The 22,574-nt window shown below is 51.8% G+C and carries 9 protein-coding genes and 1 pseudogene; 1 reads left to right on the forward strand and 9 read right to left on the reverse strand.

Annotated elements, in window-relative coordinates; genetic code table 11:
- Positions 1 to 360: 360 nt before the first annotated feature.
- The 3 genes from ACO05M_RS12575 to panP form a co-directional block, all read right to left on the reverse strand.
- Positions 361 to 1,584, reverse strand: coding sequence for a uracil-xanthine permease family protein (locus ACO05M_RS12575; RefSeq protein ID WP_421863305.1), 1,224 nt, complete (start codon positions 1,582 to 1,584; stop codon positions 361 to 363).
- A gap of 84 nt (positions 1,585 to 1,668) precedes the next feature.
- Complete coding sequence (gene upp, locus ACO05M_RS12580) at positions 1,669 to 2,298, reverse strand: uracil phosphoribosyltransferase (RefSeq protein WP_421863308.1); 630 nt, start codon at positions 2,296 to 2,298, stop codon at positions 1,669 to 1,671.
- Positions 2,299 to 2,459: 161 nt separating this feature from the next.
- The gene (panP, locus tag ACO05M_RS12585) at positions 2,460 to 4,124 is read right to left on the reverse strand and encodes a pyridoxal-dependent aspartate 1-decarboxylase PanP (protein ID WP_421863311.1); all 1,665 of its coding nucleotides are present in this window, start codon (positions 4,122 to 4,124) and stop codon (positions 2,460 to 2,462) included.
- A 248-nt stretch (positions 4,125 to 4,372) separates the two neighbouring features.
- Here panP and metH point away from each other — a divergent pair, with 248 nt between their 5' ends.
- Positions 4,373 to 8,098: a methionine synthase gene (gene metH / locus ACO05M_RS12590; protein WP_421863313.1), complete on the forward strand. Its 3,726-nt coding sequence runs from the start codon at positions 4,373 to 4,375 to the stop codon at positions 8,096 to 8,098.
- Between the two features lie 324 nt (positions 8,099 to 8,422).
- On the opposite strand, the gene ACO05M_RS12595 is transcribed toward metH, so the two are convergent.
- From ACO05M_RS12595 to ACO05M_RS12620, 6 genes and pseudogenes are all read right to left on the reverse strand, one after another.
- Positions 8,423 to 16,405 (reverse strand): calcium-binding protein, encoded by a 7,983-nt coding sequence (locus ACO05M_RS12595; protein WP_421863316.1) that lies wholly within the window; start codon positions 16,403 to 16,405, stop codon positions 8,423 to 8,425.
- Between the two features lie 63 nt (positions 16,406 to 16,468).
- Positions 16,469 to 17,908, reverse strand: a complete 1,440-nt coding sequence (locus ACO05M_RS12600; protein WP_421863318.1) for a hypothetical protein — start codon at positions 17,906 to 17,908, stop codon at positions 16,469 to 16,471.
- A 42-nt stretch (positions 17,909 to 17,950) separates the two neighbouring features.
- The gene (locus ACO05M_RS12605) at positions 17,951 to 18,544 is read right to left on the reverse strand and encodes a hypothetical protein (protein ID WP_421863320.1); all 594 of its coding nucleotides are present in this window, start codon (positions 18,542 to 18,544) and stop codon (positions 17,951 to 17,953) included.
- Positions 18,545 to 18,809: 265 nt separating this feature from the next.
- Positions 18,810 to 20,246: an HlyD family type I secretion periplasmic adaptor subunit gene (locus tag ACO05M_RS12610; protein ID WP_421863323.1), complete on the reverse strand. Its 1,437-nt coding sequence runs from the start codon at positions 20,244 to 20,246 to the stop codon at positions 18,810 to 18,812.
- Positions 20,246 to 21,202, reverse strand: coding sequence for an ATP-binding cassette domain-containing protein (locus ACO05M_RS12615; RefSeq protein WP_421870738.1), 957 nt, complete (start codon positions 21,200 to 21,202; stop codon positions 20,246 to 20,248). Before ACO05M_RS12615 ends, ACO05M_RS12610 begins: the two co-directional genes overlap by 1 nt.
- Before the next feature lie 18 nt (positions 21,203 to 21,220).
- Positions 21,221 to 22,322 (reverse strand): annotated as a pseudogene (locus tag ACO05M_RS12620) (ABC transporter transmembrane domain-containing protein); the annotation flags it as partial.
- Positions 22,323 to 22,574 lie beyond the last annotated feature (252 nt).

Below are 22,574 nucleotides of genomic sequence, written 5' to 3' on the forward strand. Positions count from 1 at the left end.
TCATTATAAAACAATACGTTATTAGACAAAGATTGGCGTGAAATATTCATGTTACCAATAACGAAAATAAGCCACCTGAATCCATTCAGTGAATGCTGTAGTTGCGTTACAACAACTACCGGTTTCAGATGCGACTTAAGACCCGTATTTGTCTATATCAGCTACTAGTTATAGACGATATCAATCGGCACAACGCTGAACTTAAGTCGCAGGTCGCGAAAATTGCTTTCTGAACGGCGTCGCGAGTTAGCGTGATGAGATAAGTAGTTTTAAAAAGGCGCGCCGGAAACAAAAACGGCGATCGCTCCGCAAGGAACAATCGCCGTTAGCAGCGCCCCTGGAACGGAGCACCAGGTAGGTTTAGTGATCGTGACGCGGCTGCGGCAGGACCAGGTTCAGCACGATAGCCAGAATGGCCGACAATGCGATCCCCTTCAGTGTGAACTCGCCCAGACCGATCTGCATACCACCGATACCGAAGACCAGGGTCAGAGAAACAATCACCAGATTGCGCGGCTCGGACAGATCCTTGCCCTCTTTCACCAGGGTGTTCAGACCAATCGCGGCGATAGCGCCGAACAGCAGGGTCATGATGCCCCCCATCACCGGAACCGGGATGGTGCCCAGCAGCGCACCGGTCTTACCGGAGAACGACAGCAGAATCGCAAATACCGCCGCCCAGGTCATGATGGCCGGGTTAAAGGCTTTGGTCAGCGCCACGGCACCGGTCACTTCGGAGTATGTGGTGTTGGGCGGACCACCCAGCACACCGGCAACACTGGTCGCCAGACCATCGCCCAGCAGGGTGCGCTTTAGACCCGGCTTTTCCAGGTAGTCTTTACCGGCCACGTTACTGATCGCCACCATGTCCCCAATATGCTCAACCGCCGGCGCAATCGCGATCGGCAGAATAAACAGGATCGCTTCAAGGTTGAACTCCGGCGCCACGAAGCTGGGCACGGCAAACCAGGCCGCCTGCCCGACCGCATCGAAATTAACGATACCGAAAGCGATCGACAGCAGGTAACCGACGATCAGACCGGCCAAAATCGGTACCAGTCGCAGCATGCCTTTAGCCAGCACCGATACCAGCACGGTGACCAGCAGTGTCAGCATCGACACGGTCATCGCGACATCGCCGTCGATCAGTTGGACGGCACCGTCACCGGTCTTACCCAGCGCCATATTGACACCAACCGGCGCCAGGCTCAGGCCGATCACGGTGATCACCGGACCCACCACCACCGGCGGCAGCAAACGGTGCAGGAAGCCACTGCCGCGTACTGCGACGATGGCACTCAGGATCATGTAGAACACACCGGCAGCGATCAGACCAGACATGGTGCCGGCGATACCCCAGGTCGATACACCGTGGATGATGGCCGGGATAAAGGCGAACGAGGAAGCCAGGAAGATCGGCACCGAGCGCTTGGTCACGATCTGGAAAACCAGCGTACCGAGACCAGCGGTAAACAGCGCCACGTTCGGATCCAGGCCGGTCAGGATCGGCACCAGCACCAGTGCGCCGAAGGCGACAAACAGCATCTGAGCACCAAGGATACTCGGATGAAGAGAGGTAGACATAGAGGGCTCCAGCTACAGCTTTATAAGAACGGAGCGGCCTGTTGCCGCTCCGCGTTTAATTGAATCGTGCAAGGAAATGCCGAATTACTTGGTTCCGAAGATCTTGTCACCGGCATCGCCCAGACCCGGCAGGATATAGCCCTGATCGTTGAGGCGCTCGTCAACTGAGGCGGTGTAGATGTCGATATCCGGATGGGCTTCTTCCAGCTTGGCGATCCCTTCCGGGGACGCGACCAGGAACAGGCCTTTGATTGATTGGCAGCCGGCCTTCTTCAGCATGTCAATGGTGGCGATCAGGGTGCCGCCGGTAGCCAGCATCGGATCGATGATCAGCGCGGTACGCTCATCGATATCGCTGACCAGCTTTTCGAAGTAAGGCACGGCTTCCAGGGTTTCTTCGTCGCGATACAGGCCAACCACGCTGACCTTGGCGCTCGGAACCAGTTGCAACACCCCGTCGAGCATGCCCAGACCGGCCCGCAGAATCGGCACCACGGTGATCTTTTTACCCTTGATGTTCTCAACCATCAGCGGGTCACCGGTCCAACTGGTAATTTCCACCAACTCGGTTTCCAGCTCGCGCGTCGCCTCGTAAGTCAGCAGGTTGCCGATCTCACTGCAAAGCTCACGGAAATGTTTGGTGCTGACCCCATGCTTACGCATCAGGCCGATTTTATGCTGTACCAGCGGATGTTTGATCTCGTGGACCGCCATCTGACTCCCCTACCTGTGGCTGCAGCGCCAAGGCAGAAACGCTTGGCGCGGATAAATTGGCCGAATTGTAAAGGATTATTAACAGCGCGATAAGACTTTCGTCGGGCATTCGACGGATAAAACTGAGTTGAATCAGTTCACCGCCGACAAGCTCTTGGCGGTCAGGTCTGACAAAGCCGCTCGATCTGCTGACGAACCGGCGCCAACGCTGCATCTTTGGCGATCTCGACCTGCTCGATCAGGATCTCACGCAGTACCGCTTCGGTGGTCAACGGATTCGCCAGCACCGCCCGGAACACCACGATCGGCTGACCGTCATAGCGTTTCGGGGTCAGCCGGGTGCGGGACACAAACGCCCGCCCGTGCTCACGCTGAGTCTTTTGCAGATAGCGGGTTGATCGGTTGAGCAGCTCGTTAAGTTCGGTTCTTTGTTCAGCGGCCTGGTCAGAACCGGCACCCTCCAGCAGCGCGCGGGCTTCCGGCGGACACCAGCGGTAGGTCAGAATATTCAGTTCCGGCTCGGTGATCAGCTCGAATTCCGGATGCGCATCGATCATGCGGGCAAACGCCGCGGCTTTTTCGATTCCCTGATCGATCAACAGCTGATAGCCACGCCGACCGATAATCTTCAGTGCCGAGTGGACCAGCATCGCCATCCCGGGGCGCGAACCTTCCAGGGTATTACTGCCCAGGTCTTTCGATCCCTGACGAATAATGTACTGGGCATGGTGCTCGATGCTGTTGAGCGCGGCGGGATCTTTGAACAACACCAGCCCCACCCCCATCGGCACATAGAGCTGCTTATGGGCATCAATCGTTACCGAGTCGGCCCGCTCGATACCCGCCAGGCGACCACGATACTTTTCGGAGAACAGAGTCGGCCCGCCCCAGGCACCATCGACATGGAAATGCAGCTGGTGCTCTTCGGCGATATCAGCCAGGGTGTCGAGCGGATCGATATGACCGGTTTCGGTGGTGCCGGCGATACCTACCAAGCCAAACGGACGAATCCCCTGCGCTTTTAACTCGGCGATCTTGGCCTGCAGCGCCTCGGGACGAATCCGATTCAGGTCATCGGTCTCAACCGCCACCAAACCGGCGCGTCCCAATCCCAGCACATCGGCCGCCTTGCTTAATGAATAGTGGCCACGCTCGGAAACCAGCACCGCGCCACCTTCACAGCCATAGTGTTTGAAGGCCGCATAGACGCCCTCTTCGGCGATGCCGCGAAACTCGCCATCCGGGCCGAAGGCACGATTGCGGGCGGCCCAGAGCGCGGTGATGTTGGCGATGGTGCCGCCGGAGCAAAACGCCCCCAGATGCTGATGGGCATCGTGTAGCCAACGTTGATAGAAGGCTTCATCATTGCCGTAAACCAGTCGGTGCAGCATACCCAGCACCTGACGCTCCAGCGGAGTAAAGGCCTTGGAGGTTTCGGTTTTCACCAGGTTCTGGTTCAGCGCGATCATGATCTTGGACAATGGGATCATGAAATACGGCAGCGCCGAGGTCATATGACCGACAAAACTCGGTGACGAGGTGTGCACCGATTGAGCGACTACCTTCTCGAGCAGAAAGTCGGTCTGCTCGGACACCAGCAGGGCTGACTCAGGGATTTCGGTGTCGGTGAAATCCTGTTCGATCTCGGCCAGATCGATCTCTTCGGCCACGATATGCTGCTGCAGAAAGCCGGCCATGTTCTGGGAGATCGATTGATCGAGTCGGCCGAGGGTCGACTCCGGCGCCTCGGGGACGGTGAAGATCCGCAACAGGTTATCCAGGCTGGCACGTACAGTTTTGTCGCTGCTGTGACCCTGTGACGTCATATAAACCTCCTACCACCTATCGCTTGCCGACTCGTCGGCCATTTTTTAACCGGCCCGCGAGTATTTCAAAGCCAAACTTTTAATGCAACGCAACAAAAGCCTGCCGAAAAATGCCAAACCTCATTTTTTTCATCACCAATTGAAGCAAATTCAGCCTCTTAGCTGATTATTCCAAGTACAATGCACGGTTTTTAGGCTCCGGCACCGCCACGCCCGTACCCAACGCTAATGAATAAAAGGATCAAGAAGTGACCGATCTCCTCAACTCACTGAAGCAAAGCCTCCAGCAACGCATTCTGGTTCTCGACGGCGGTATGGGCACCATGATTCAACAATACCAGCTGGAAGAAGCCGACTACCGGGGTGAACGGTTTGCCGACTGGCACTGTGACGTCAAGGGCAACAACGACCTGCTGGTACTGACGGCGCCGACCATTATTCAAGAGGTCCACGAAGCCTATCTGGCTGCCGGTGCCGATATCCTCGAAACCAACACCTTCAACGCCACCTCGATCGCGATGGCCGACTACGACATGGAGTCGCTGACCCACGAGATCAACCTGGAAGCGGCCAAGCTGGCCCGCGCCGCAGCGGATAAGTACAGCGCCCTGACCCCGGATCAGCCCCGCTACGTGGCCGGGGTACTCGGCCCGACCAACCGTACCGCCTCCATCTCCCCGGACGTCAACGACCCGGCTGCCCGCAACGTACGCTTCGATGAACTGGTCGAGGCCTACCTGGAAGCGATCGACGGTCTGGTCAAAGGCGGCTCCGACCTGCTGCTGATCGAGACCATCTTCGACACCCTGAATGCCAAGGCGGCGATCTATGCGATCGAAAAATACTTCGACGACAACGGCCTGATCGGCGACAAGCGTCTGCCGGTGATGATCTCCGGCACCATCACCGACGCTTCCGGCCGTACCCTTTCCGGCCAGACCACCGAGGCGTTCTGGAACTCGGTTCGTCATGCCCAGCCGCTGTCTGTCGGCTTGAACTGTGCCTTAGGTCCCAATGAGTTACGCCCCTATCTTCAAGAGCTTTCACGCATTTCCGATGGTTTTGTCTCGGCCCACCCCAACGCTGGCCTACCCAATGCGTTCGGCGGTTACGACGAAACCCCGGAGCAGATGGCCGAAGAGATCGGTGAATGGGCCAGCAGCGGTCTGCTGAACATCGTCGGTGGCTGCTGTGGCACCACGCCGGAGCATATCAAAGCGATCGGTGATGCGGTGCGTCAATACCCGCCCCGTCCGCTGCCGCAGATCGATGTCCAGTGTCGCCTGTCCGGCCTGGAGCCGTTCAACATCGGCCCCGACACCCTGTTCGTCAACGTCGGCGAGCGCGCCAACGTCACCGGCTCGGCCAAGTTCAAGCGTCTGATCAAAGAGCAGGACTACGAGACCGCGCTGGATATCTGCCGCGAACAGGTCGAGAACGGCGCCCAGGTGATCGACATCAACATGGACGAAGGGATGCTCGACTCCGAGGCGGCGATGGTTCGCTTCCTCAACCTGATCGCCGGTGAGCCGGAGATCGCCAAGGTGCCGGTCATGGTTGACTCCTCCAAGTGGGAGATCCTCGAGGCCGGCCTGAAGTGCATCCAGGGCAAAGGTATCGTCAACTCGATCAGCCTCAAGGAAGGCGAAGAGAAATTTATCGAGCAGGCCAAGCTGATCAAGCGCTATGGCTTCGCCGTGGTGGTGATGGCGTTCGACGAAACCGGCCAGGCCGACACCCTGGACCGCAAGGTCGAGATCTGCCAACGCTCCTACGAGGTTCTGGTCAACAAGGTCGGCTTCCCGGCCGAAGATATCATCTTCGACCCCAATATCTTTGCGGTCGCCACCGGCATCGACGAGCACAATAACTATGCGGTCGACTTTATCGAGGCGACCCGCACCATCAAACAGACCCTGCCCCACGCGATGGTCTCCGGCGGCGTCTCCAACGTGTCGTTCTCGTTCCGTGGTAACAACCCGGTCCGTGAAGCGATCCACGCGGTGTTCCTGTACCACGCCATCAAGGCCGGCATGGACATGGGCATCGTCAACGCCGGTCAGCTGGCGATCTACGAAGATATTCCCACCGAACTGCGCGAGCGGGTTGAGGATGTAATCCTTAACCGTGCCGTCGAGGGTGACAAAGACGCCACCGAAGCGCTGCTGGATATCGCCGGCGACTACAACACCGGCGCAACCCAGGAAGACACCAAAACCGTGCAGGAGTGGCGCAGCTGGCCGGTCAACAAACGGCTCGAACACGCACTGGTCAAAGGCATCACCGAGTTTATCGACGAAGATACCGAAGAAGCCCGGCAGGCCCACGAGCGTCCGTTGCAGGTCATCGAAGGCCCGCTGATGGATGGCATGAGCGTGGTCGGCGACCTGTTCGGCGCCGGCAAGATGTTCCTGCCCCAGGTGGTGAAGTCGGCCCGCGTGATGAAGAAGGCGGTCGCCTACCTGATGCCCTTTATCGAAGAGGAAAAAGCCGGTAGTGAGACCAGCTCCAACGGCAAGGTGATCATGGCCACCGTGAAGGGCGACGTCCACGACATCGGCAAGAACATCGTCGGCGTGGTGCTGCAGTGTAACAACTTCGAGATTGTCGACTTGGGCGTGATGGTCCCGGCCGAGAAGATCATCCAGACGGCGATCAAAGAGAACGCCGACCTGATCGGCCTGTCCGGCCTGATCACCCCGTCGCTGGACGAGATGGTGCATGTGGCCAAGGAGCTGGAGCGCCAGGGTCACCAGATCCCGCTGATGATCGGGGGTGCCACCACCTCCAAGATGCACACCGCGGTCAAGATCGAGCCGGCCTACAGTTCGCCCACGGTCTACGTCCACAACGCCTCTCGCAGTGTCGGCGTCGCCAGCGCACTGTTGAGCAAAACCCAACGCGAAGACTACGTCGCCGAGATCCGCCAGGAGTACGCCGAGGCCCGCGAGCGCCACTACGCCAAGTCCAAGGACGCCCGTCGGGTCAATCTGGACAAGGCCCGCGCCAACAAGCTGCAACTGGACTGGGACAACTATCAGCCTCCCGTCCCCAAGCAGCTAGGAGTTCAGGTATTTGATGACTATGACCTCAACGAACTGCTGGATTACATCGACTGGACCTTCTTCTTCCACGCCTGGGAGCTGAAAAAGCGCTATCCGCAGGTCCTCGATGACGAAAAGCTGGGGGAAGAGGCGCGCAAGCTGTTCGCCGATGCCCAGGCGATGATGAAAAAGCTGATCGACGGCAAGCTGATCAAAGCCCGAGCCGTGATTGGGCTATTCCCAGCCAATCAGGTCAACGACGATGATATCGCTCTGTTCACCGATGAAAAGCGGAATGAGCGACTCACCACGCTGCATCACCTGCGCCAGCAGACCCAGCAACCGCAGGGCCGGTTCAACAACTGCCTGAGTGACTTTGTCGCTCCCGAAAATAGCGGCAAGGCCGACTATATCGGCGCCTTTGCGGTAACGGCAGGGATCGGTGTCGATGAGTTGGTCGCCGAATATGAAGCCGAGCACGACGATTACAACGCCATCATGGTGAAAGTGTTGGCCGATCGCCTGGCCGAAGCCTTCGCGGAACGGATGCATGAGCGCGTTCGGAAAGAGTTCTGGGGCTACAACAGCGACGAGAGCTTCAGCAACGATGAACTGATCCAAGAGAGCTATCCCGGTATTCGACCGGCTGCCGGCTATCCCGCCTGCCCCGATCACACCGAGAAAGCGCTGATGTGGGAGTTACTCGACGCCGAAGCCAACACCGGCATCAGCCTGACCGAACACTTCGCGATGACGCCCACCGCGGCCGTCAGCGGCTGGTACTTCAGCCACCCGGACAGCCGCTACTTCGCGGTTGCCAAAATTGCCGAGGACCAGGTGGAAGATTACGCCAAGCGTAAGGGCATGGAGCAGAAAGAGATGGAGCGCTGGCTGGCGTCGAACCTGGGTTACGAGCCGGACGACAGCTAAGTTCTTAACTTAACAGCACTTTAGGTAAAGGAAGACCCCATACATCGATTCGAGTCTCTGGTCTGGTCGTTGCGCTGGTTGATGATCATCCCGGTGGGAGTCATCGATTGCTAAGCTCCTCTGTCACTCAATACAGAAGATGATCGACGACCTACCGCAGATCATGATGTATGCCGCCTAGGTGCAAGTGCTAAGGAAACATTGTCGGGGCTGGCCATGTTTCTGATTCAGACGAGGCTTGGTGAAGAGAGTAAACAGTAAAAGAAAAGGGGCGCCGATCACTCGACGCCCCTCTGACACGCTAGGCTTTGGAAAAAGCTAAACCTAGCGACTTTCCCAGGCTGCAGTCAACACAGGCTGCAGTGCGTCCTGGGTTGACTGGCTGATAACACTGCCGGCACCGGAAGGAACATCAAAGGCTGCCATTGCATTGACTAATTGAGCCACCTGATTATTCCTGAGCACCGATGTGCCGACTTCGATCTCATCCAGTTGGGCGCCATCACTGAGGTACCAGTCACCAACGGTTACCTGATCATCACTGCCGACAAGGTTGATCTGAAGATCATCACCCTGTCGGCTGAACCACAGCTGATCTGTTGTAACACCTCCGGACAACGACAACACATCATGGCCTGCTGTATCGTTCTGAATGATATGGTCCTGACCATCGCCCTGAGAAAACAGGTACAGGTCATCTCCAGCGCCACCGTCCAGAACGTCGTTGCCGGTTTCTCCAATCAGGATATCGTTGCCTCCACTTCCCGAAAGCACATCATCACCGGCGCCTCCTGAAAGCTGGTCATCACGGTCGCTACCCGTGAGCGTGTCCTGGCCATCAGTACCGGCAATCACGTCGGTCAACAGATCATAGGTAACGGCCGTAGTTGTCGGTGCGCTCACTCCGAAGGCACCATACAATTGCGCTGCCGTAATTTGACCGCCTGTTTCAAACTCCAGTCGCTCGATAGTATTGGCGATGGCAAAGAAGTTCTCGATCTGTACCTGATCTCCATTCGTACCAACTCTCAAGGTAAGATCATTGCCTGATTTCATCAGGCCACTTGCCACATCATTGAAGACGATACCGTCCGTGAAGCGAATGATATTGCTGCCCTGAGTATCAACGATGGTGTCCTGACCATGTCCAGCGCCTATGAGATAAACATCATCTCCATCCCCACCAATCAGTTGGTCATTCCCCAATCCACCCTGCAGACTGTCATCACTCCGTCCTGCAAACAGCAGGTCATGACCGTCACCACCGGCTAAGGTATTCGCCAAAGCATCTCCCAACACCAACTCACCACTGCTTAATGTTGCTGTTGGTGCCGCTAGACCGAAAGCGCCAAACAACTGCGCTGCGGTGAGCTGCCCTCCCACTTCAAACTCCAGTTTTTCAATGGTATTAGCCACCGAGAAGAAGTTTGAAATGCGGACCTGATTGGTGCTTGAACCCGAGATTCTAAGGATCAGATCGTTACCCGACTTCATCAGTCCGCTGGCCACATCGTTGAAACCGATGCCATCAACGAATCGAATGATATTCTGCCCTTCGGAATCGATGATCACGTCCTGTCCATTTGCCGCGCCGATGATGTATACATCATCACCGGTGCCACCGATAAGACGATCGTTACCTCCTAGTCCTGCAATCGAATCGTTACCGGCACCCGCTACGAGAATCTCGCCTTGATCGGTCCCGGATATCGCATCATCGCCATCAAGGTTCAAAGAGGGGCCGGCTGGCGCCGTATCACCACCGGACTGGTCGCTACCGCTATCTCCCCCGGTGTTGCCGGTATCGCCTGTATCCGACCCGTTGCCGGTCGAGGAATCACTGCCCCGTAGGGCTGTCAGCTGAGCGGCAATAGCAGCGGCAGTCTGGGTATAACCACCGTTTGGCTGCACCATGATTTCATGGTTTCCGCCGAGGAAGTGATTTTTGATACGAACCTGCTGATTCAGATCACCATCTACCAATACGATTAGATCATCACCATCCTGGTGGTAGCTCAGTCGATCAGGGCTGACATCATTGAAGAAAAGGATGTCCTGGCCATCTTCGGCATCGAGGATTTCATCCTTACCATCACCCGCAAAGTAATAGTAGCGGTCATTACCAGCACCACCTTCCAGGCGATCATCTCCGTCTTCACCAAACAGCGTGTCGTCGCCTGCACCACCGATCAACACATCATTACCTGAATCGCTGTTGATACCATTACCACCAGACAGGTAATCGTTGCCTTCTCCACCTTCCAGGCGATCATCGCCCGACATTCCGTAAAGGCTGTCGTTACCACCAAAACCACGAATCAGGTCGTTACCACCGCTACCTTGATGAACCCCTGCATTAGCATCGCCATCAATCAGGGAGTCGAAGTCGCCTTCCACCTCACTGGCAGCCACAATCTGATTGATCTGATCAGTACTCAGGCCATAGCCGCTGCTCGGCTGAATGACATCAATGGCATAGTCACCGCCGAGGAAGTGATTGATGATTCGTACAGACTGCGCTGAACCGTCATCCACATTAACCAGCAGGTCATCGCCATCCCGCACAAAGGCCAGGCGATCACTATCGATACCATCCTGGAAGAACAGAACATCGTAACCACCACCGCTGTTGTCGATAACGTCATGACCATCACCGGCAAAGGTGAAGTACTTGTCGTCACCGGTACCACCGTCCAGAGTATCGTTGCCCGAACGCCCTACCAGGCGATCATTGTCATCCCCGCCAAACAGCTGATCGTCCCCGTTCTGACCATCAAGGTAATCATCCCCGGCATCACCATAAACCCTGTCGTTACCTTCTCCGGACCAGACACCGTCTTCACCGGCTCCGGCCCGGAACTCTTCGTTCAGATCACGGTAGCCGTGTAGCTGCGCATCATCGCCGTCTGTGCCGTAGGTCACCATCAGGGCTTCCAGGTCGGCATTGGTCAGCGTGCTGCCATCGGCGAATTCAAAGCGATTGATCTTGAAGTGTTCGGTAGGCTGACGGAACCAGTTTTCAATAGTGATCTGATCACTGCCGTTGCTGTGACTGATGACCATATTGTCGCCATGACGGGCAAACGACAGATCATCGGCTTGGATGCCCTCTCCAAATCTCAATATATCCTCAGAAGGTGAGAAGTTGGTATAAGCCTGATCCTGACGGCGTTCAATGATATGGTCGGCACCATCGCCCAGGTTAAACAGATAAGTATCGTTGCCGAAGGAACCGTAGAGAGTGTCGTTACCGGCACCACCTTCAAGGGTATTGGCCAACGTTGTCGTTAGCTGACTGAACGCAATCAAGGTGTCATTACCCGCACCACCTCGCAGCGTGTCAGCCCCCCAACCAATCAAGGTGTCATGACCTGCGCCGCCATCCAGAAGTCCTTCACCCTCAAGAACATCATCGCCGGCATCACCATAGAGCTCTCCGATGCCCGTCAGTTGATCGCTGCCCTCGCCGCCATGCAGCACATTGACACCCTGGATATCAGTCAGGATATCGTCACCGAGACCGCCATCCAGCAGATCATCATCACGCCCGCCGTCCAGGGTATCGTTACCGGAATCGCCGTACAGCTCATCCTCTCCATCACCGCCCAGCAGTTCATCATTGTGATCACCACCAGACAGGGTATCGTTACCCTCCTGTCCCGACAGTGTATCGTCTCCAGATTGCCCCTGCAGATTGTCATTATCGCCGCCACCCCAAAGGGTATCTGAGCCGATTCCCCCCTCTAAAGTATCATTTCCTAGATTGCCCCAAATCAGATCGTCACCAGCATCACCGGAGAGTGAGTCATCAGCAGCGCCGCCAAAGAGCTGGTCATTCCCATCACCGCCTGAAATATCATTTTCAGTGTTGAAACCTTCGATATAGTCTTGATCGGCAGTAGTCCGTAACGCCTGAAGGCGAATATCCGCAGCATTCCAGCTGACGTTGTCCGAAAACTCGATGGTTTCGATACGGCTTCCGTCAGAGATAAAGCTACCGTCCTCGACATGATTGAGCAGGGTGATCTTGTCCGTGCCATAAGTGAGCACAAAATTATCGCCGTCTCTTCGAATCAATACCTGATCCGGACGCACATCTTCAAACTTGACCGTTGTTGAGCCTTCCCGATCGTCGATGATGTCTACACCATCGCCCGATGAGAAGGTATAAGCATCGTTGCCGGCACCGCCCCTTAAGGTATCATCGCCCGCATTTCCTTGAAGATTATCGTCATAGGCATAGCCGGTGATGACGTTATCACTCTGATCGCCAATCAGCGCACGCTGCAGAAGTTCCTGCTGATTCCATACTTCCCCAGAAGCAAACAAAACCTGGCTAATCGATCCGGCAGAGGCATCATCGCCCATATAGAAACCGGCTAACTTGATCGAATCATCTGCGCTATATCGAACGATCAGGTCATTGGCACTGCGTTCAACATGGACATTCTCGGAAAGAATGCCCTGGGCAAACTCAATGCTGTCGACATCTCCGTTAGCACCATTGTTAACAATAGTGTCGTCGCCATCACCGACAGAGAAAAGGTAGCGGTCATGCCCTGCGCCGGCATCCAGATGGTCACTCCCGGTGCCGCCGATCAGGGTGTCATCGCCTGCTAGGCCATACAGATGATCTTCATCGGCACCACCTTCCAGGCGGTCGTTACCTGCGTTGGCAACCAGATTGTCATTCCCCCCGTTACCAACCAGGATATCGTCAGACTCAAAGCCAATCAGATCATCATCGGTTTCATAGCCTGTTTTAGCCATATCAAGAATGTCATTACGACTCCAAACAGTCCCATCAGCAAATTCAATGCTCTCAACGGATTGCGCAGATCGGTTTAGCTGATTAAAGAAATCGGAAACGTACAATTCACCGCCATCGTACTCCAGCAGTAAGTCTTTCGAGCCCGGCTGGTATCTGACCCTGATATTTTCTGGCAGGAAGTTCTCGTCCAATCGGATGACATCAATGTCATCAAGCTTACCGGCATTTTCATCGACGCGATCGGTACCGCCAAAACCTACATGGTAGGTATCATTACCCTGCCCGCCGGAAAGTGAATCGCTGCCGTCACCGCCGAATAACTGATCATCACCATCGCCACCGGAAATAACGTCTGATCCATCACCACCATAGAGCGCATCATTGCCCTGCTCGCCGTACAGATGATCGCTCCCACCGTATCCATGGATTTCATCATCCTGATGACTGCCATAGATAGACTCGACTTCATCCGTCCCCATGTTGGTTCGGGTATCGACCTCACTCGGAGTCAACATAATCGACGAATTATCCGCTGAAATAAATGTCAGGCCCCTTGATGCAGCGGCACCGACAGCACTGTAGAAGTGATTAATACGGATGCCGTCGGAATCGTTACCTAAGAAGCTGATATAAAGCCCTGTATCACTGCGTCGCATCAATACATTAGTAAAATCCTGATCCGTTAGCTGAATGGTAATTTGACCGGAGTCGTCGGTAATCGTATCGACGCCATCCCCTTGGGCGAAGATATAGGTATCATCGCCGGCACCACCATCTATCTGATCATCACCCTTCCCTCCGGTAATCTGATCATTACCACCTTCGGCGTATAGATTGTCATCACCTTCAAGTCCGTTAAGAACGTCATCAGAATCAAATCCCCTCAACGTGTCAGAAGCAGCAGAGCCGGTCAGAAGAGAATCTTTAATGGATTCGGCTGTCCAGACCGTACCATCCGGGAATTCCACCACATCAATTTCAGACTGGCGATTATCGAAATGATCGATTACCGTAATTTTCTCTCCGGTACTGGTAATAGTGAGAATAAGATTATTCAGCGACGATGAAATAACGACGTCATCCGGGGTGATATCACCGGTTAATTTCAGTTTATCGGTTCGATCTGTCGAATCATCTTCATTTCGGATAGTGGCACCACCACTACCTTTGGCAAACAGGTAGGTATCATTGCCCGCTCCGCCGGATAGGGTATCGTACAGCCCTGCACCACCATTGAGGATGTCGTCACCGCTACCTCCCTCAATATGATCGTTGCCGTCATCGCCGAAAAGCTGGTCATTCCCTGCGCCACCCTCGATGTGATCATTACCATCACCACCGTAAATCAGGTCATTGCCGGCACCACCTATCAAGGTATAATCGCCGCCCAATCCACTGATATAGTCATCGCGGTAGGTGCCACTCAGATAATCCGACTCCTCTGTTCCAATCAGCACCAACTCTTCGATCTTATCGGTATCCCAGGAACTCCCGTCGGCAAATTCGATCGCCGACATATGCAGATCGTTCTGCGGCGCGCTGACATCTAGCTCGAAGTAAAAATGATTTTTGATTGTGATCGTTTCATTCGATGGGACGATCGTAAGTATAAGGTTGTCGCCTTGTCGTTTAGCCTTAATATCATCGGCTGAAATATCTGACAGAAAACGCAATCGATCAGTTTGAATATTCGGCGTTGGCGTCGGAATTGTTATATCGTCTCCCTGAACTCCCGAAGCGGGAAGAGAGAGCGTGCTATTGGAATTATCGATAACCGTATCGCCATCACCGATGGCAAAAAGATAAACATCATCGCCACGGCCACCCTCCAGATAATCGCCGTCGCCTCTCCCACCTCTCAGGGTATCGTTACCGTCACCACCGAAAAGCACATCCTGACCGGCTCCGCCATCAAGCGTATCGTCTCCCTCGTAGCCGAAAAGAAGGTCATCGTCTTCGCCACCATATAAAGTATCGTTCCCACCAAATCCAAACAGGGTATCGTCACCACTTCCGCCATCTAATAGATCATCTCCCTGATACTCTACCGCTGTAGTTAAAGAATCCCCTTGAAGTTGATCATTACCGTCACCGCCATAAAGGAAATCGGACCCTCCATTTCCCCAAATGATATCGTCCCCATCGCCTCCATCGATCGTATCAGTACCAAATTCATCGGGTTTAGAATCATCGTCGCCGGTTAAGTTGTCATTGCCGGCGCCTCCTGAAATAAAGTCATCACCTTCACCACCGAAAATGTCGTCTGCACCAGCGCCACCTAACAGAATATCGGCGCCTCCCCGGCCCACAATTTTATCATTCCCAGCACCTCCGTCGATGTAATCACTCCCTTGATACTCAAGCGTGATATCGGAACCATCACCGAATAAGGCATCATCACCCTCACCTCCCGCGATGATATCTCCGGAACCTCCACCATGAATTTCATCGTTACCTGCACCACCGTAAAGCGTGTCGGATCCATGTTCATTCGCAGGTAAACCAAGGATGCTGTTATCGCCATTGATTAAATCGTCACCGCTACCGCCATGGATCGTATCGTCATCTGCCCCCCCCCAAGCCTTATCATTACCCAGACCAAGGTAGATGGTGTCTTTGCCTCGTTCACCACTGACGAAATCATCACCGGCACCGGCGTAAATTTGGTCATCACCAATGCCGTCATTACTTTCAGTGTAGATTTGATTTAAATGATACCGATGAATAGTGGTTTCATTTTCAGGGTCTTCTTCAATGGTTTCCGTAACGTTCCAGGAGCGCCACTCATCCTTACCCGAGTGAGTGTTTCTGTCCCCCCAAATCCAGTCATTACCGCCACCGGATACCAGAAGGTCATTACCGTCACCGCCGGCTAGAAGGTCATTACCGGCTCCGGTAAATACCTGGTCATCGCCGTCTTCCGCATCGACCCATTCACCGCGCTGACCAGAACCTTGCTGAGTTTCACCAGTCTCGATTAAGCTATCGTGATCTCCCTTCTGATCACCATAGATAAAGTCGTTGCCTCCGGCGCCATAAAGGCCGTCAGCGCCGGAACCGCCTTCCAGGACGTCACTTTCATTGCCGGTACCGATGTAATCGTCACCGGAACCACCATCCGCTATCACCGTACCTGAAACGCCTTGAAGGGTCCGCAGATCATCGTCACCGTCCCCTAACTGGATATTGTCTTCACCACCATGCTTTCTGATAACTTCGTCATTACCGCCTAGAGCTTTGATCTCGTCATCGCTGGAGGTGTCGTTGATCGTATCGTTTAGACTCGGCGCATCACCATCGGGGATAATATTTCCCCAACTATCTAACTCGATATTCCCGTCTTCATCTTCCAGCGGCTTCTGATCACCTAAAATTACATGATCAGTATTTATAGATGGTTGTTCTTCAGGTGCATACTCTAGAATGATCCCGAAATCACCCTTAGAATAGTTTTTAATCTCAATTTCCGAGCCTTCGGATGGGGTAATAATTAATGAGGTCCCATCTTTATGTAATCTAGTAGAGTCGTAACTCAACCCCCAGCTATTAGGGCCAAGATACTCACCGATTCTTACGGCATATCCATTTACAACGAGTTTTCAAAAACCATCGGCGTCATCAATAACAATACGTTCGGTTTCTGACGCTGTAGTGTTGACATAATAAATATCAGCACCTTCGGTATCTTTTGCTATATCTCCGGAGCCTAGGAAATAGTAATCATCGCCTTTTCCTCCGAACAACTCATCTACGACACCATCGGAGTTATTGTAGAGATCATTCGAAAAAACAACATCATTTCCATCACCAGCATAGACTTTATCTGAACCTTCACCTGCTTTAATGAAGTCTACACCTATATCTCCATAAAGCCGATCTGAAGACATACTCCCTTCAATTTTACCGCCATTAATGTTTCCAAAAACCAATTGACCAAAATCATCAGAAGTAATAAAATTCTTTAATTCTTTATTGTTTTTAAAATCTATATAAAGAGTATCACCTTCATTCTGATCATTATTATAATAATTATCTGAATCTAACTTATTAGCCCCCATAGTAACAATGTACTGCTCAGTTTTGTCTAACCAATAGTTTTCTTTAACAAACTGATCTCCTTCTGTTCTTATACTAGACACATTGTAAATAACATCTCCAGTAATCATGAAACCGTTAAAATTAAGTATTGCATATTTAGCAGCGTCTGATTCATTTACATCACTAGAATTAACTAGTTCTATCAGATCACTTTGAGAGTAACCTGACAGGTCAATAATCCTATATTCTTTTGGTTCACCTTCTTCATATGCACCAAGCGCTTTTCCGATAGAAATTATCCTATCAAAAATATGGTTTATATTTGAAGCTGATGAAGAAGTTTGCAATCCAAACAAATTTTCTAGTTTTTCTAAAGTTACAGCTAAATCATTTTTTATGCCATGATTGTCAGAGCTTTTTATAACATCTATTGTGCTTTCTGGATCAAAATCACTATCTAGCGCTTGGAACATTATAGATAATAGCTCAATAGCTCCGGTTATTAGAACATTTTCAGTTTTAAAATAACCATCTGGATACTCATCTACATAATTAGGTATCCCGTCGTAGTCCCCATCTATCGTATTTCCAGAAGCTTCATAGTTTGGATCGTAGTCTTGAGAAACTTCAAGCCACAAACCATTTTTAAAATCACTAATTAAACTATTCGATGCCAACTTAGTACGAATCTGTATATCAAGTGCGACCATTGCTGGAATATCTTTTATCGAATCATCCAAGAGCGAGGGGGTTTCATTTACCCTTTTATCGAGTTCGTTTATAATTACTTGCTCATCAACAGCATCTGAAAGATATAAGAAATCATCAAGTGTTCTGGCTACAAGGTTTGCATGCCCTGTATCATCATAAGGAAAGAGGCCTTCCTTAACATTAAATCTATTGTTTTGATTATCTTCTGGATATGAGGCAGGCCCAAAAGCTTCATTGGCCTTTTCATACAAGAACATTACTGATTCAACTTGTTTATCTGTAAGTTGCATATTAACTCCCTTTATTTATGCTTACTCATTTAATAAGAAAAATTATTTTGTGACGAAAATTTTTTCTAACTCTTTGTAAGAATTCAAGTAACCACCTGAGCAAGTGATATATGGTAGATCAATATAAAATATTGAGCTTTCATCTAGAAGTCTAATTGCATAATTATTAAACTCCGCAAGAATTTTCTTATCAGATATTCGCTCTATATGGATTCTATGATTTTCAATCAATTTAGATTCGTCAATATACACTGTCTCTGCTTTATATTTGTAAACTGGCATCGAGTTAATGTCAGCCAAACTGGTATAATATGAGCTTTGTTTAAATTTATCACCAGACTTGTATTTTATATCCCAAAAGTCACTTTCTTTTTTGTACCGAACATAACCAACACCAGACATAAACGCTGCGTTTAAAGCAAGAAAGTAATCATCGGCAAGCCATCCTTTATTATTTTCAACCTTCTCGTAGATCGATATTCCATATTTTTCACTACACAAAGAATAACTAAGATAGTAACGATATATCGCGCCAAAGTAGATGTAACTAAGAGCCAAAATAATGACAAATAACATTATCGAGGTTATTTTTATAATATTTAAAAACCTTAACATTTTAACACTATTGTTCCTCATGCCCTGCTCCTTTCTAAACTCACCTGTTATCTGCTTTAATTACTGACCATACAGTGTTTTTTATCTCATCTACAAATTTACTATCATCTATTAACTTCATTCAACTGACTATCTTACGGATTAAATTTCATTAACATTAAAGAGAATATAATAAAACCTGTATTAAGATTAGGTCTGGTATTGCTTCGTCCACACTAACAATTGCTATCGGATCAGGTTACAAATAATATATTTTTCGGGAAATATCATTAATCAATACATACATCTATCTTTCCCTTACACTCTCTTGCCGATATCGCAACAGCGGCGATAAAAAGAACTCAATCAACCGCCGCTGCCCTGTCTTAATTTCACTGGTTACCGACATTCCCGGCGACAGGCGCACCCACTTATTCTCAACTTTCAACTTATCCTGATTTAGCTTGACGCGGGCACTGTAGACCAACCCCAGATTTTCATCCTGAATCGCATCTTCTGAGATCTTTTTGATCTCACCTTCTATCAGGCCGTATTTAGTGAAATTGAAAGTGTCGATTTTTACCGCCGCAGCCTGGCCCTCTTCGACAAAACCGATATCTTTGTTGAGTACCATGGCCTCCACTTCCAGCTGGCTCTGCTTGGGCACGACCAGCATCAGCACTTGGGCCGGGGTTACCACACCACCTACGGTATGCACGACCAGCTGCTGGATATGGCCGGAAATCGGCGCGGTCAGGCGCTGTTGGTTTGCGCGTTGACGGGCTTTGATCAATTCTTGTTGAAGGGAAGCGATTTGCAGGTCGATATCTTGTTTTTGCGCCAGGTTATTTTTGCGCTGTTCGGAGATCAGGGTTGTGATCTGCGCGCGGGTGGCGGCAACCGAGGCTTTGAGCTGATTCAGGCGGGCTTGCTGGACCAGTAGGTCCTGCTCTTCTTCGATCAGTTCCTGTTGCAGTTCAAGATACTGCAGACGGGAACCGTATTTTTTCTGTTGTAGTCGGTCCAGCGCATCGACTCGCTGTTTCAGCACCGGGATGATTCGCTGTTTTTTGGCGATCTCTGCATCAGCCATTCGCTGTTCAGCCTGTTGGCGTCTGATTTCGTTGTTCAGGTTTTGTAACCGAGCATGGATTTCTGCCACCTGTTGATTCAGCAGATACTGTTGGCGCTGGATATTGGCTTGTGGATGGCTGACGGCGTCGATATTCAGGGGCGGTGATTCAGTGCTTTTTTCCTTTGCTGCCAGCCACTGTTCAAAAACCGCCATTCTTAGGGATTCAAGCTGGCGCTGTTGCAGTTCTGTATCCAGGCGCCGGCTATCGGCTTGGTGGAGGGTATTGTCCAGATCAACCAGCGGGTCACCCTGATTTACGTACTGCCCCTCTTCGACATAGATGGCTTTGATTGATCCGGTTTCGATCGGCTGGATCTGTTTGACCCGTTCGCTGGGTATGACCTTGCCGCTGGCAACGGCAACGATATCAACCTTCCCAAACCAGGACCAGGCGGCCGCGATTCCAAACAGCAGTACAATCGCCCAGATAATAGTCTGCCCCATCGATGATGCCGGGGTTTGTTCGACCTCCAGCGCGGCCGGTAAAAACTCATGGATCTCTTTTGCACTCAAGACCTTCTTTTTAGGGGAATTGAGCGATGCTTTCTCGGCCGACCCTTGTTGTCCGCCCTGTTGCCCACGATGTTGCTGTGCTGAAGACACTTCCATCAGGCGACGCCTCCTTCTGATTCGGGCTTAACGCGACGGATCGTTGGAATATGGTTCTGATGGTTGTGCAGGCGGGCATAGTAGCCCTGTTGCTGAAGGAGCTGATCGTGATTGCCCGCCTCAACGATTCTTCCCTTATCGACCACGATAATACGGTCGGCCATTCTCACCGTGGATAATCGATGGGCGATAATAAACACGGTACGGTTGTGACAGATTGCCCGCATATTGTCCTGGATCATCCGTTCCGATTCGTAATCCAAGGCACTGGTGGCTTCGTCAAAGATCAGGATACGGGGGTTGGTAATCAAAGCCCGGGCGATGGCGATACGTTGTTTCTGACCGCCGGACAGGGAGGCGCCGTGCTCACCGACAACGGTGTCGTAGCCTTCCGGTAATTCGAGGATAAAGTCGTGGGCACCGGCCAGCTTAGCGGATTCAATGACCCGCTCCATCGGCAAGCTCGGGTCGGACAAGGCGATGTTGTCCTTAACGGTACGGTTAAACAGCACGTTCTCCTGCAGCACAACCCCCACCTGGCGTCGCAGCCAAGCCGGTTCCATCTGCGCCACATCGATACCATCGATAAGAACTCGACCGGATTCAGGCACATACAGCCGTTGGATCAGTTTTGTCAGGGTGCTCTTGCCGGAACCGGACCTACCGACGATCCCGATGATCTCTCCCGCCTTGACCTCAAGCGATAGATCTTTGAGGATTTCCGGGCGATCGGGCTGGTAACGGAAGGTGACGTGTTCCAACAGAACCCGCCCCGCAAGTTGCGGCGGTGTGGTGCGGTTGGGGTTATGACCGGGCTCTCGCACGGTATTGAGAATATCCCCCAAACGCTGTAATGAGATGCCCGCCTGCTGGAACTCCTGCCACAGTTGAACGAGTCGTAAGATTGGGGCGCTGACCCGTCCGGCCAGCATATTAAAGGCAATCAACTGCCCCACGCTAAGGCTACCGGCAATAACCAGCGTTGCGCCTACCCATAAGATCAATACGGTAACGACTTTGTTGATCAGCCCGGCGACCTGATTTGAGGGTCTCCACGCCGCTGATGGACTCCACCAGAAACGCTTGATTCTCCGCACCCCGTTTAAATTTTTCGTTGAGACGACTACGCAGAATCGGGGTGATATAGGCTGACAGAATCACATAAAAGGGGATTGATCCCAGCACGATCCAGCACAGGGTTGGGCTGTAGTAATACATCACCACGAAGAACACGACGGTAAAGAACAGATCGATCACCAGAGTTAGCGCGGAACTGGTGATAAAGTTGCGAATGGTATCCAGCTCGCGCACACGGGCAACGGTATCTCCTACTCGCCGGGCACCAAAATACCCGATAGGCAGATGCATCAGATGGTCAAAAAGCTTGGCCCCCAGGGTTACGTCTACCCGATTGGTAGTGTGTGAAAACACATAGGTTCTAAGGCCATTGAGTACGACATCGAAAATCGATACCACGATCAGACCGAAACAGAGCACATCCAGCGTAGTCAGCCCTTGATGAACCAGAACCTTATCGATAATTACCTGAAAGAACAGCGGCGTGATAAGCGCAAATAGCTGGATAAAGAAGGAAGCAACCAGTACCTGTATTAAGAGTTTCTTGTATTTGATAATTGAGGGAATGAACCAACTGATATCAAATTTCCCGCTCATGCCGGGAAGCACTGAGCGCCGGGTAACAAGGATCAACTCACCATTCCAAACCGCTTCGAACTCATCCAGGCTCAATATTTTCGGCTTGTTGTTGGTCGGATTTTGAATCAACACTTTTCCATCACCAACACGCGCCAACAGAAAAAAGTCTCCCTGCTTGCTTTGAGCGATAGCAGGTAGGGAAATTTTTTCCAGTTGCTGTGTTTTGGGATGAACCGAGCGAGCCTTAAGCTTTAGGTGCCGGGCGGCCCGTACAAGATCGGTTGAGTCGAAGGGGCGGTCGTGCTGACCGAAGTGGTGTGCCAACTGATTAGCGTCAGCAGCAACTTGATAAAACCTGGCGATCAGAACCAGGCACAATAGACCACCGTCGAAGGGCTGCTCTCGCGAGGCCTCAAACATAATTCACGAATCCTTGTGAATATTACAACTTCCATTTTCAAACCAATCTAAACAAATTATCTGGTGAACACAAACCTCATACAGCTACAAAAGCTATTTCTAATAGCCATACCGATAGTTAAGCCGTAGCGGTCAAACCCATCCTGTTGATGGCCAATATGTACGATCAGTATTGCTTCAGATCTGCTAACAGCGACACTGATTGCCGGTCTCTTCTCTGCCCTCGGCCGTATGGAGTGATTTTTCAAAAAA

It is taken from the genome of Motiliproteus sp., assembly GCF_965230735.1.
GTDB lineage: Bacteria > Pseudomonadota > Gammaproteobacteria > Pseudomonadales > Balneatricaceae > Motiliproteus.